Origin of the sequence: Streptomyces sp. NPDC059874 (genome assembly GCF_042731135.1) — a bacterium.
Taxonomy (GTDB): Bacteria; Actinomycetota; Actinomycetes; order Streptomycetales; family Streptomycetaceae; genus Streptomyces.
The window spans coordinates 41,131-53,737 of record NZ_JBHWJY010000044.1 but is presented as its reverse complement, the minus strand read 5'-3'; the positions used below and the strand labels follow the sequence as shown (position 1 = coordinate 53,737).

Here is a 12,607-nt window from a genome sequence, read left to right as displayed (position 1 = left end):
TCACGACAGGGCCGGGCGGTGCACGGGGACCCCCTCCGGCACCGCCCGGCGGCGCGCGGTGGAGGTGCCGGTCCAGCAGGTGCCCCGGCGGGCGAGCAGGCGGCGCAGCCATAGCTCCATCGAGACGAGTTCCGCGAGCCCGTCCAGCGGGACCGGGCGACCGTCCGCCGCGTCGAGCAGGGCCTGGCGCACGACGCGGGCCTCGATCAGGCCGGCGTCCGCGAGGAGCGGCAAGGCGAAGAGGTCCAGGAGCTCGGTCAAGGCGGCCCGCAGGCCCAGCCGGGTCGCCGTCTCGTTCGGGGCGTGGGCGGTGACGCCCCAGCCCGAGGGGAGCTCTCGCACCCCCGCCGAGGACAGGACGCTGCGCAGGATCGCCGCCCGGGCACCGGGCTGGACGCGCAGGGATTCGGGCAGGGCGCGGGCGGCCCGTACGACCTGGTTGTCGAGGAACGGCGCGTGCAGGCGCTGGCTGCGGACCTCCACCGCCTGCTCGAACACCCGGTGGTCGGCGGCGTGCCGGGCCAGGACGGACCGGGCGCGGGCCTCGCCGGGGCGCAGCGAGAGCGGGGGGCGGCCCGCGGCGGCGGTCAGGCGGATCGATACTTCCGCCAGCGCCTCCCCCGTGAGCCAGCCCGCCGCCGGTCCCGGCCTGGACCAGGTCAGGGCGGCGAGGGAAGCGTCCACCGGACCGGAGGATCTCTCGGTGACCCCGCCCTCGCGGAGCCTGGCCGCGGCGGCTTCCATGCCCGCGCGGTACGTCGTACGAGAAAGTCTGCGTGCCGCCGAGTACACGGTGAGCGGCACGAGGAGGGATTCGCCGGCGGCTCCGGAGGCGGAGGCCGAACGGGCCAGTGCCGCGACCGGGCGCAGCAGGTGGCGGCGCCGGCGGTCCATCAGGAGGTCGGCCATGCGCGCCGGGTGGGCGTCGAGGACCTGGCGGGCGCCGTGGCCCGTGAAGTGGTCGGCGCTGCCCGCGGCCAGCCGGCGCCGCTCGCGGGCGGCGAAGACCAGCGAGGGCCCCGGTTCGTCGGTCAGGGGGCCGTCGAGGTCGGCGTACGGGAGGGCCTCCTCGGCGGCGGCCACCACGACGTGGTGCAGGCGCGGGTCGGCGGCGATGGCGCGGGCCCGTTCCAGTTCGGCCTCCCGGCCCTGCGGGGTGGCCAGGTCGTTGAAGGTGACCGCGAGCAGCCGCGCCCCGGCGGGGCTGGTCAGGGTGCCCGGGGCGCCCGGCAGGCCGGCCGCCAGCAGGGCCAGGGTCGCGGAGGCGCTGCCGCCGGAGAGGTCGGCGCCGACCCCCGGGGCGGGGGCGCCGCGGGCGGCGCGCCGGTCGGCGGGGCCCATGCCGGGCACGGGGCCGGGATCGTACGGCGGAGCCACGTCGGGAGCATGCCGTGGCGCCGTGAGCCGGGCGCGCACCGCGTCGACCAACGCCTCCCGTACGCCCTCCACCGCGCGTTCGGCGTCGGCCTCGGGGGCGGCCACCGCGAGGGAGGCGACCGGCTCGTAGCCGGTGATCTCCCGGGAGCCCTCGCGCAGGATGAGCGCGTGGCCGGGCGGGATGCGGCGGACCCCGGCGTACGGTGTGCCGTCGCCCAGTGCCTCGGGGCTGTCGGGGCAGGCCAACAGGGCGGCGAGGTGGCCGATGTCGAGCTGCGCCTCGATGAGGTCGGCGAGCGGGAGGGCGGCGGTCGCGTACGCGGTGCCGCTCGCCCAAGGCGTGTAGAAGACGGGCCGCGCGCCCGCGAGGTCGCCGACGACGGTGATCCGGCGGCCGGCCTGCACGACGGCGGTGTAGCTGCCGGACCACTGGGTGAGGTGGCGCAGGGCCCCGCCGCGGGCGGCGTAGAGGGCCCTCCTCAACTCGGCGTCGGTGGCTCCGCAGCAGCCGAGGACGGCGAGCCGGGTGAAGGGGTCGGCCGGGTCGGCGGTGAGGGTGCGGATCTCGTCGGGGCGCCAGTCACCGACGGCCCAGAGCGGGTCGGGATCGCCCCACAGGAGCTGGGCGCCAACGGGCTGGACGGTGCGGTCCGCGTCCGCGCCGGGGTCGCCGGGGTGCGCTGCGTCGGCGATGCCGCCGTGCAGGGGGGCGCCGGGTCGGCCGCCCGGGGCGTGGCCGCCCTGGCCGTTCGCGCCCGAGACCCGGCCGGCCGTGCCGAAGCTCGCGGCGATACTGCTCCAACCCACCAACCAGCGCACCGCCGCCTCCCCAGCCTGTGGGCACATGACCGGGGCACGGGCAGCACGGTCGGCGCTGAGGGCGCGGCCGCGGGACCCCGGGTGGCTCGGGGTCCATGCTGCCACGGGACAGGCGTGCGAGAGTGGTTAAAGGGGGCGCACATGCAAACGAACACGCCCCGGCAACGCGGTATTTGACGTTCCGTTCCCACCGCCCCATAGGTCGGTTTCGGCCATTCTTCGGCAGCGCCGAGTGACGCCGCGGGCAACCGCCCGGTCGCCGCCGGTCGACCGCGACAGCGCACGGGCGCGGTCACGGGAGGCGGAATCCACCCCCCGGACCGGACCGCCACCCGCGGGGATTGAGGCAGCGGCATCCCCCGGCCCGCCCGGTTCACGCAGCGGGCCGACCCACGCACCGCACATCGAATCGCCGGGCCCCCGGACCGGCCAGAGCGCACGGGCGGGCGCACGGCCACACGGGCGGAGCACGCCGCGACGAGTGCGCCCCGGGCCCGGGGCGGGACCGGACTGTGCAAACGGACAACAATCCCGCCATACGGAAGTAGAGGCCTTAACGCTTGGGAGGCGGGGAACTACGCTGGGTTTACGAAATGCCGGGCGCCTATGCCCCGGCGGCGTATGCGTTGTGTGCGTTCCGCGTGTGACGAGGGGTGGCGCATGTCCAGGGAGCTCCGCGAGCCCAATGAGAAGCTCGGCGCCGTCCTCGCCCTCGCGGGCATCAGCAACGCCGGGCTGGCCCGGCGGGTCAACGACCTCGGCGCGCAGCGCGGCCTGACCCTCCGGTACGACAAGACCTCGGTGGCCCGGTGGGTGTCGAAGGGGATGGTGCCGCAGGGCGCCGCCCCGCACCTGATCGCGGCCGCCATCGGCGCGAAGCTGGGGCGGCCCGTGCCGCTGCACGAGATCGGCCTGGCGGACGCCGACCCCGCGCCCGAGGTCGGTCTGGCCTTCCCGCGCGACGTGGGCGCGGCGGTCCGCTCGGCCACCGACCTCTACCGGCTCGACCTCGCCGGGCGGCGGGGCGGCGGCGGGATCTGGCAGTCGCTCGCCGGTTCCTTCTCGGTGGCGGCGTACGCGACGCCCGCCTCGCGCTGGCTGATATCTCCGGCGGACGGCTCGGTGGGACGGGAGGCCGCCGGTCCGGCGGCCGGCCAGGCGGCGCCGGGTGCGACGACGACTTCCACTGGGGCTGGGACTGCATCGGGGACCGCGTCTGGCACTGGGACTTCGACCGGGACTTCGACCGGGGCTCTGACAGGGGCTCTGACCGGGGCTTCGACTTTGACGGCGGACAGGTCGACGGCAGCGGAGCCGCCGGCCCCGCAAGGCCTGGCCGGGTCGCCGGAACCGCCGTCCACCGTTGTGCCCGCCCAGCCCGGGCCCGAAACTCCGCGCGACCGCGCCCAGCGCGTGGGCCACAGTGATGTGACCAAGCTGCGCGAGGCCGCCGAGGACGCGCGCCGCTGGGACTCCAAGTACGGCGGCGGGGACTGGCGTTCGTCAATGGTCCCCGAGTGCCTGCGGGTGGACGCGGCGCCGCTGCTGCTCGGCTCGTACAGCGACGAGGTGGGCCGCGCTCTGTTCGGCGCGACCGCCGAACTGACCCGGCTGGCCGGGTGGATGGCCTTCGACACCGGTCAGCAGGAGGCCGCCCAGCGCTACTACATCCAGGCGCTGCGCCTGGCCCGCGCGGCCGCCGACGTGCCGCTCGGCGGCTACGTCCTGGCCTCGATGTCCCTCCAGGCGACCTACCGGGACTTCCCGGAGGAGGGCGTGGACCTCGCGCAGGCCGCCGTCGAGCGCAACCGGGGCCTGGCCACCGCCCGCACCATGAGCTTCTTCCGGCTCGTCGAGGCGCGTGCGCACGCGAAGGCGGGCGATTCGTCGGCGGCCGGGGCCGCGCTGCGGGCGTCGGAGGGCTGGCTGGAGCGGGCGCGGGACGGCGATCCGGATCCGACCTGGCTCGGCTTCTATTCGTACGACCGCTTCGCGGCGGACGCGGCGGAGTGCTACCGGGACCTGAGGCTCCCCCGCCAGGTGCGGCGCTTCACGGAGCAGGCGCTGTCCCGGCCCACCGAGGAGTTCGTGCGGTCGCACGGGCTGCGGCTGGTCGTGAGCGCGGTCGCCGAGCTGGAGTCGGGCAACCTCGACGCGGCGTGCGCGGCGGGCACCCGGGCGGTGGAGGTGGCGGGCCGGATCTCCTCGGCGCGGACGACCGAATACGTACGGGACCTGCTGCACCGCCTGGAACCGTACGGGGACGAGCCGCGCGTCGCGGAGCTGCGCGAGCGGGCCCGGCCGTTGTTGGTGGCGCCGGCATAGGGGTGGGCGCCGGGGGCCCTCGTGGCCGCATTGTCGGTGGCGGGGTGCAGTATGCAGGGGTGGGAGGTGTCGGCGTGGGCGTGGGCGGTGGCGTGGACTGCGATGTGCTGGTGATCGGCGGCGGGATCGTCGGCCTGTCGACGGCGCATGCCCTGTCGCGGCTGGCTCCGGGGACGCGGGTGGTCGTCCTGGAGAAGGAGGCCGGTCCGGCCCGGCACCAGACGGGCCGCAACAGCGGAGTGATCCACAGCGGGATCTACTACCGGCCGGGGTCGCTCAAGGCGCGCTTCGCGGTGCGCGGTGCGGCCGAGATGGTCAAGTTCTGCGCGGAGCACGGCATTCCGCACGAGGTGACGGGCAAGCTGATCGTCGCCACCGAGCGGGACGAGCTGCCGCGGCTGCACGCCCTGGTCCAGCGCGGCCGGGAGAACGGCATTCCGGTGCGCGAGCTCGGCCCGGCACAGATCTCGGAGTACGAGCCGGAGGTGCGCGGCCTGGCCGCGATCCACGTCGGCAGCACCGGGATCGTGGACTACGGCCGGGTGAGCGAGCAGCTGGCGGAGTCCTCCGGCGCGGAGATCGTCTACGGCGGCGCGGTGGACCTGATCTCGCGGCGACCCTCCGGCGTGGCCGTCCGCACCACCTCCGGCCTCGTGGTGCGCGCGCGGATCCTGGTGAACTGCGCGGGTCTGCAGTGCGACCGGATCGCCCGGCTGGCCGGGGACGACCCGGGGATGCGGATCGTGCCGTTCCGGGGTGAGTACTACGACCTGGCCCGCCCCGAGCTGGTCCGCGGGCTGGTCTACCCGGTGCCCGATCCGGCGTTCCCCTTCCTCGGGGTGCACCTGACCCGGGGCATCGGCGGCGGCGTCCACGTCGGCCCGAACGCCGTGCCCGCGCTGGCCCGCGAGGGATACGGCTGGTCCGTGGTCCGGCCGCGGGACGTGGCGACCGAGCTGGCGTGGCCGGGCTCCTGGCGGATGGCCGCGCGGCACTGGCGGTACGGGGCGGGCGAGATACACCGCTCGCTGTCGAAGCCGGCCTTCACCCGGGCGGTGCGGCGGCTGCTGCCGGCCGTGACCCCGGCCGATCTCCACCCGGCCTCGTCCGGGGTGCGCGCGCAGGCCGTCCTGCGGGACGGGACGCTGGTGGACGACTTCCTGATCCGCGAGGCGCCGCGCACGGTGCACGTGTTGAACGCGCCGTCGCCGGCCGCGACCGCCTCGCTCCCGATCGGCCGCGAAATCGCTGCGCGAGCCCTTCGCCTGCTGCGGGCCGCCTGACCGGTCCCGCGCGCCTGCTGCTGGGGCTCCGCCCCAGACCCCGCGCCTCAAACGCCGGCGGGGGCTCGGGGGCGGGGGCTCGGGGGCGGAGCCCCCGCAGCGGCGGCCCGGCAGGGGATCGGTGGAGCGGGCACCCCCTACCCCCCGGCGTAGAATCAGCGCATTGTGTCTGAGTCCCTGAACCCCCAGCCGACCAGCCTCCCGGACGACACCGCGCCGGAGGCGAACTCCTACGTGCCCCCCAAGTGGCGGACCGAGCCCCGCTTCCCCGACGGGCCCTCGCCGGACCCGGCCGGCTCGCACCACGAACGGCGGATCCGGAGCTTCCAGCCCCGGCGCAGCCGGGTCACCACCGGTCAGGGCGAAGCCCTGAAGCGGCTGTGGGGCACCTGGGGACTGGACATCGACGGTCACGAGGTCATCGATCTCGACAAGCTCTTCGACGGGCTCCCCGTCGTCCTGGAGATCGGCTTCGGCATGGGCGAGGCCACCGCCCAGATGGCCGCCGCCGACCCCGGCACCGGCATCCTCGCCGCCGACGTGCACACGCCGGGGCAGGGCAATCTGCTCGCCCTCGCCGAGCGGGGCGGGATGACGAACGTGCGCGTGGCCAACGGCGACGCGATCATCCTGCTGCGCGAGATGCTGCCGCCGGACTCCCTGGCCGGGATCCGCGTGTACTTCCCGGACCCCTGGCCCAAGGCCCGGCACCACAAGCGCCGGTTGATCCAGCCCGAGTTCCTCACGCTGGCCGCCACCCGCATGGCCCCCGGGGCCGTGCTGCACTGCGCGACCGACTGGGAGCCGTACGCCGAGCAGATGCTCGAAGTCCTCACCGCGCACCCGGACTTCGAGAACACCCAGCCCGACGGCGGGTACGCGCCGCGTCCCGACTTCCGGCCGCTCACCCGCTTCGAGGGCCAGGGCCTCGACAAGGGGCATGTCGTGCACGACTTGCTCTTCCGTCGCACCGAGAACGCCAAGAACGCCAAGAACTGACAACGTCACTCCCTGTGTCAGACCCACTCTGTAGGGTCATCGTGTGTTCCGAGCGCTCCCCTCTGTGCTCGCACGCCCGTCGGGCACGGTCCGCACGTGCGTGCTCGTCATCCTGCTCGCCACCACCGGGGTCGCGATCCTCGAACTCGTGCGGGAGCAGACCGGTACCCCCGGCTTCTTCGTCGGCCTCGGTCTGGCCCTGCTGCCGGTCGCGCCGCTCATGGCGGCCTTCCGGTGGCTCGGCCGGGCCGCGCCCGCGCCCTGGCCGCAGTTGCTGTTCTGCTTCGGCTGGGGGGCCTGCACCGCGGCGCTGATCGCGATACTGGCCAACAGTTTCGCCACCGAGTGGATAGCCGCGGCCACGGCCGATCCCGCCGACGCCGACACCCTCGGCTCGGTGGCGATCGCCCCGGTGGTGGAGGAGAGCGCCAAGGCGGCGGCCCTGTTGCTCGTCTTCGTGTTCCGAAGACGTCAGTTCACCGGACCGGCCGACGGTTTCGTGGTGGCCGGCTTCACCGCCACCGGCTTCGCCTTCACCGAGAACATCCTCTACCTCGGCAATGCCTTCGGTGAGGACCTGGCCGACGGCACCGGCGTACTGGACTCGGTGACCGCGGCGACCTTCTTCGTGCGGGTCGTGCTGTCGCCGTTCGCGCACCCCCTGTTCACCGTCCTCACCGGGCTCGGCTTCGGCGCTGCCGCGCTCAGCGCCCGCCGTTCCCGCAGGTTCGCCCTGCCGCTGCTCGGCCTGGCGGCGGCCATGTGCGCGCACGCGCTGTGGAACAGCTCCTCGCGGTTCGGGGAGTACGGGTTCTACGTGGTCTACGGCTGCGTGATGGTCCCGGCGTTCGCGCTGCTGGTGTGCCTGGCGGTGTGGATAAGGCGGCGCCGGCTGCGCGCGGTCGCCCGCGAGCTCGCGGCGTACGCGGCGGCGGGCTGGCTCGGGCCCGCCGAGGTCCCGGCGCTGGCCTCGATGCCGGCCCGGTCGCTGGCCCGCGCCCTGGCCCGGCGCAGCGGGGGCCGCGCCGCCGGCCGCGCGGTCGCCCGGTACGAGGAGGATGCGACGGAACTGGCTCTGCTACGGAACCGGGCGCGCCGCGGCGGCCCGGCGCGGGAGCCGGATTTCGCCGGGCGGGAGCGGGAGTTGCTGGGCCGGCTGTGGCTGCGCCGGGCGACGGCGGGTCCCGCGCTGGCCCGGGCGGCGGTGTTGGAGGAGCTGCTTCCGCCGCGGTTCGACGCACCGGCGGCACCGAGACCGGCACCGGCGGTCGGCGTACCCGGCCCCAGGGCCCGGACCGGAGCCGAGGCCCCGGGACTCAGACGTTCAGGCCCTTGGAGGTCAGCCACGCCAGCGGGTCCACCGTCGAGCCGCCCTTGCGTACTTCCAGGTGCAGATGGGGGCCAGTGACGTTGCCCGTGGCGCCGACGCGGCCGATGGTGTCTCCGGCGCCGACCGAGCCGGAGGTCACGGACATCGAGGAGAGGTGGCAGTACCAGACCTCCGTGCCGTCCTCCAGCTCCAGCACGATCCGGTAGCCGTACGCCCCGGACCACCCGGCCGAGATGATCTTCCCGGCGGCGACGGCCTTGACCGGGGTGCCCGTGGGGGCGGCGAAGTCGAGGCCGGTGTGGTACCCGGAGGACCACATGGAGCCGGCGACTCCGTAGTGCGAGGTGAGGGTGTAGGCCGAGGTGGGCAGCGAGTAGCTGCCGGCCAGTTTGGCGAGGCGCTCCTGCTCCGCCTTGGCCGCGGCGGCCTCCTCGGCGGCCTTGGCCTCGGCCGCGGCCTTCGCCTCGGCGGCGGCCTTCGCTTCCTCGACGGCCTTCTGCGCCGCTTCCAGCTTCGCCTTGGCCTCCTGCGCGGCGGCCTCCCGCGCGGCCTGCTCGGCCTCCGCCTGCGCCTTGGCCTCGGCGGCGCCCTGCTGGGATTCGGCCTGCTGGAGGATGCGGTTGCGGAGCACCTCGCCGGCGTCCGCGCCGCGGTCGGCCTGTTGCGGGATGATCCCGGTCTTCCCGGCTTCCGCGCCCGCCCGGCGCGCGTCGCTCGCGGAGCCCCCGTCGCCGGAGAAGTCGCCGTCCATCACCTCGGGCAGTGAGGGCAGGGTCGGCAGCGAGGGAAGGGATATCGCTACCTGGGGCCGGTCCTGCGCGGTGGCTATGCCGCCCGCGCCGACGGCCGCGATGACGCCGACACCCAGCACGGTGGAGCTGCGCGCGAGTCCGCCGCGCTGCCGGGCCACGCGGTGCTTGCCCCGTACGGAACGGACCGAATCCTCGGTGGGATTCCACTCGCCCCAGGCGCCCGCGGTGGGCGGCTCCTGGTTCTCGATGCCTTCGGGGGCAGGCAAGTTGGAGGCCACCGGGGCACACTCCTCATTGACACGCACGCGCACGGCGCCGTCTCTTGCGACGGCTGGGACGACCGCGCTGCGTTATCGAAAGGTAATAGACGCAGGGGAGTGATTCCAAGCTGTTGCGATTGATCGTTCCTACCAATCGGCCACTCAACGACCGTCTCTGGCCAAGGCTTTTCGCCACAGACGGGGAGCAACCCGGGCAATATTCAGCCCGCTCCTCCATCCCTTCCCCCGCATCCGAAAAATGACGACCCGTCAATCCACTCGCTGAGAGCGCCCTTCCATATACGCAGCGTCACGCACTCACGCGCGGCCCTCGCCTCGACGCACCACCGGCACGGTCCTTCGCCGCTTCGGCTGCCCCCGCCCCGGCCGGCCCACCGCGAGCAGCGCCATGTCGTCCGTCGCCCCGCCGCCCGTGTGGCGGCGCACATCGCTGCTGAGCGCACCGAGCAGCTCCTCCGGCCCGGGGAAGATCCGCCCGCGCAACCGGGACGCCGGATCGTAGAAGTCGCCCGCCACGTTGCGCGCCTCGGTCAGGCCGTCCGTGTACAGCAGGAGCGTGGTCCCCGCCGGGAAGGCCCACTGCTGAGCCGCGTCCGGCCATCCGCCCAGTTCCCCCATGCCGAGCGGCAGGGCGGGCTCCGCCGGTGCGAGGACCGCCAGTTCCCCGTTCGCGTGCAGCAGCAGCGGCTCGGGATGGCCCCGGTTGAGCAGCCGCAGCAACCCCGCTCCCGGCGGGATCTCGCCGAGCACGCACGTGGTGAACCCCTCGACCGCGTCCAGGCTGTCGCGCCGCGCGCCCTCCCGGGCCAGCGCCCGCTCCAGCCGCTGCGCCACCGCCTCCAGGGTCGGCTCGGTCTCGGCCGCCTCCCGGAACGCGCCGAGGACCACCGCGACGGCCTCCACCGCGCCCAGCCCCTTGCCCCGTACGTCACCCACCGCCAGGCGCACTCCGTACGGGGTGTCCTGGACCGCGTACAGGTCCCCGCCGATGAAGGCGTCGGCCTGCGCGGCCTCGTACCGCGCAGAGACGGACAGCCCGGCGATCCGCTCCGCGGGGGTCGGCAGCACCGCCCGCTGCGCGGCCTCGGCGATCTCGCGAGCGGAGGCGAGCCGTTCGCCGCTGCGCCGCACCACCCGGTTGATCAGGATCGCCAGCCCGGAGACGGTGACGACGGTGGCCAGCTCGGTGAGCGCCTCCACCTTCCAGGAGGTGCCGTGGTGGACGTGCAGCAGGAACACCCCGAGCGAGGCCAGTACGCCGATCAGGGCCGCGCCCCGAAGGGTGAGGAGGGGAGCGGCGACCAGGGGGGCCGCCGAGAAGAAGGTGGATCCGGTGAAACTGGGCGGGGTCGTCAGGTCGAAGACGAGACCGAGCCCGATCAGTACCCCCGGCAGCCCCCGCAGGAGCCGCGCCACCACCCCGTTCCCGGCTCCGCCCGCGCGGTCGCCTTCGTCGCCATGCCGGCCCAGCCCCGCCACGCTGTTCTCCTGCCGCCGGTCCCTCGCCCCTTCAAGGCTGGCGGTAGCAGCGGCCGTTAGGCGACCCGACGGCGGCCGTACGGGTGAACGAGCGCGCACGTGGCGTCCGTACGGCGAAGACACGACGGACACACCACGACGACACGACACGCGACGACACGACGAAGGCCCGGTTCCGCAAAGGGAACCGGGCCTTCGTACTGAGTAGCGGGGGCAGGATTTGAACCTACGACCTCTGGGTTATGAGCCCAGCGAGCTACCGAGCTGCTCCACCCCGCGTCGGTAAACACAACTCTACGCCATCCGGGTCCGCCCCTCCGCCAATTAACCCGGCAGCCACCCACTCCACCCACATAACCGCAGGTCAGAGCGATATAACCCGGCCGAATCCGGGGCCGCTACGCCACCGCGGGCGGAGCGGGCAGCAACTCCGTGACCACGAAGGCGACCACAGCCGCCAGGATCACGACCGGCATCATGGCGGTGCTGCCGAGGAGCAGGACCACGAGGACGACACTGCTCACCGGCAGCCTCAGCATGGTCGCCGCGGCCGCCGCCATGCCCGCCGCCATCCCTGGTACGAGACCCAGCCCGGGCAGCGGCGCGAGCAGGACCCCCGCCACGGCGCCGAGGAAGAGCGCGGGGAACACGGGGCCGCCTCGCAGACCGCCGAGGCAGAGCGCGTAGCCGACGCCCTTGAACAGCAGGACGGCGATCAGCGCGCCCACGCCCCAGGCCTGCGGGTCGGCGGCCAGTGCGCCGATGGTGCCCTGGCCGGAGGACGCGACCTCGGCGGGCGAGCGGCCGGTGGCCAGCGTGTAGAGGGCGGCGCAGACGGCGGCGCCCAGCGCGCAGTGCACGGTCCGCACGAGGGGCCGTTCGGCGACGTACGCGGCGATGAGCCGGGCCCCGGACAGCACGGGGCGCAGGAAGAGGGCGAGGGCCACGGCGATGACCAGCGCCCAGAGCACGTCCCCCACGTCCAGCCGCGGGATCGGGGTGGACAGGTCCAGCGTGAGGTCTCCGGTCGAGAGCCCCGTCCAGCGGCCGAGGCCCGTGAACACCAGGGAGCCGATCCCGCTGGAGAGCAGGGCCGGCAGCATGACCGCGAAGAGCTGCGGCCCGCCCACGCCCGCCACCTCGATCAGCAGCACCGCGGCGATCAGCGGGTTGCCGAAGATCGCGGAGATGGCCGCCGCGGCTCCTGCGGCCCCCAGGAGTACGGTGCTCGGCGCCGTGGCCGGCAGCTGCGCGAGGTCGCGGAACACCAGGGCCAGGCCGCCGCCCAGGGCGATCAGCGGGGCCTCGGGCCCGAGGACGGCGCCGAACGGCAGGGAGAACAGCGCGGCCAGCACCACGCCGGGCAGGGCCGCCGAGGAAGTGCCTCCCGTCTGCATTCCGGCCGCCGGGACGTGACCGCCGGCGCCCGGCAGGTGCTTGACGACGAGGCCGACGCCCACACCGGCGATGAGCAGCAGGGGAATCGGCCACCACCAGGGCGGGGTGTCCCAGCCCGCCGCGCTCGGGAGGTCGTCCCACAGCGTGTGCTGCAGCTCGTGGAGCATGACGAGGAACCAGAAGGCCGCGAGTGACACCGGGATGCCGATGAGGGCGCAGAGGACGAGCGTCTTCAGATAGCCGGGGCCGCGGAGGATCTTCCGCAGGACGTCCGCTTCCTGCGGTTGCGGTGCACCGCTCGCGGGTCGATCGGATCGAGAACGCGGCTCCGTCATGGATCACTTCCTTCCGTCCCACGATGATCCGACGGAACGGCCGCCGTCGCCCGGCGAGAACGCCACCCGCGCTCACGGTCCGGGCCGTGGGCGTGCGGACGGGCCGTGCGCCGAAGCACGGGGGGTATGGCGACGGGCGGGGGGGGCGGGGGGGCCCCCGGGGCGGGGGTGGCCCAGAGGGGGCGCGTATGGCGGTTTGGCCCCAAACCGGGGTGGGCGTGTCGGTGGT

Annotated in this window: 8 protein-coding genes and 1 tRNA gene; 4 read left to right on the top strand and 5 right to left on the bottom strand. The window is 74.5% G+C overall.

The window, feature by feature from the left end:
* The gene (locus ACFV9H_RS24305) at nt 1–2,196 is read right to left on the bottom strand and encodes an asparagine synthase-related protein (RefSeq protein WP_385401729.1); all 2,196 of its coding nucleotides are present in this window, start codon (nt 2,194–2,196) and stop codon (nt 1–3) included.
* A gap of 660 nt (nt 2,197–2,856) precedes the next feature.
* Between ACFV9H_RS24305 and ACFV9H_RS24300 the strand changes: the two genes are divergently transcribed.
* From ACFV9H_RS24300 to ACFV9H_RS24285, 4 genes are all read left to right on the top strand, one after another.
* The gene (locus ACFV9H_RS24300) at nt 2,857–4,521 is read left to right on the top strand and encodes a sporulation protein (RefSeq protein WP_385401727.1); all 1,665 of its coding nucleotides are present in this window, start codon (nt 2,857–2,859) and stop codon (nt 4,519–4,521) included.
* A gap of 44 nt (nt 4,522–4,565) precedes the next feature.
* Nucleotides 4,566–5,804, top strand: a complete 1,239-nt coding sequence (gene lhgO / locus ACFV9H_RS24295; RefSeq protein WP_385401725.1) for an L-2-hydroxyglutarate oxidase — start codon at nt 4,566–4,568, stop codon at nt 5,802–5,804.
* A 165-nt stretch (nt 5,805–5,969) separates the two neighbouring features.
* Entirely contained in the window at nt 5,970–6,803 is an 834-nt protein-coding gene (gene trmB, locus ACFV9H_RS24290; protein ID WP_385401722.1) for a tRNA (guanosine(46)-N7)-methyltransferase TrmB, read from the top strand.
* A gap of 43 nt (nt 6,804–6,846) precedes the next feature.
* Nucleotides 6,847–8,211, top strand: a complete 1,365-nt coding sequence (locus ACFV9H_RS24285) for a PrsW family intramembrane metalloprotease (RefSeq protein ID WP_385401720.1) — start codon at nt 6,847–6,849, stop codon at nt 8,209–8,211.
* On the opposite strand, the gene ACFV9H_RS24280 is transcribed toward ACFV9H_RS24285, so the two are convergent.
* The 4 genes from ACFV9H_RS24280 to ACFV9H_RS24265 all read right to left on the bottom strand — a co-directional run bounded on the left by ACFV9H_RS24280 (nt 8,120) and on the right by ACFV9H_RS24265 (nt 12,378).
* A complete protein-coding gene (locus ACFV9H_RS24280; protein WP_385401717.1) occupies nt 8,120–9,163 on the bottom strand; it encodes a M23 family metallopeptidase in 1,044 nt (347 codons plus the stop codon). The two genes, ACFV9H_RS24285 and ACFV9H_RS24280, sit on opposite strands and share 92 nt — an antisense overlap.
* Before the next feature lie 300 nt (nt 9,164–9,463).
* Complete coding sequence (locus ACFV9H_RS24275) at nt 9,464–10,645, bottom strand: PP2C family protein-serine/threonine phosphatase (protein WP_385401714.1); 1,182 nt, start codon at nt 10,643–10,645, stop codon at nt 9,464–9,466.
* 205 nt (nt 10,646–10,850) lie between these two features.
* Nucleotides 10,851–10,924 (bottom strand) — tRNA-Met (locus tag ACFV9H_RS24270).
* Between the two features lie 119 nt (nt 10,925–11,043).
* Nucleotides 11,044–12,378: a chloride channel protein gene (locus ACFV9H_RS24265; protein ID WP_385401712.1), complete on the bottom strand. Its 1,335-nt coding sequence runs from the start codon at nt 12,376–12,378 to the stop codon at nt 11,044–11,046.
* Nucleotides 12,379–12,607 lie beyond the last annotated feature (229 nt).

Coding starts and splice junctions, on each gene's coding strand:
- ACFV9H_RS24300 (WP_385401727.1), top strand. CDS start 2,857: ATGTCCAGGGAGCTCCGCGAGCCCAATGAGAAGCTCGGCGCCGTCCTC.
- ACFV9H_RS24265 (WP_385401712.1), bottom strand. CDS start 12,378: ATGACGGAGCCGCGTTCTCGATCCGATCGACCCGCGAGCGGTGCACCG.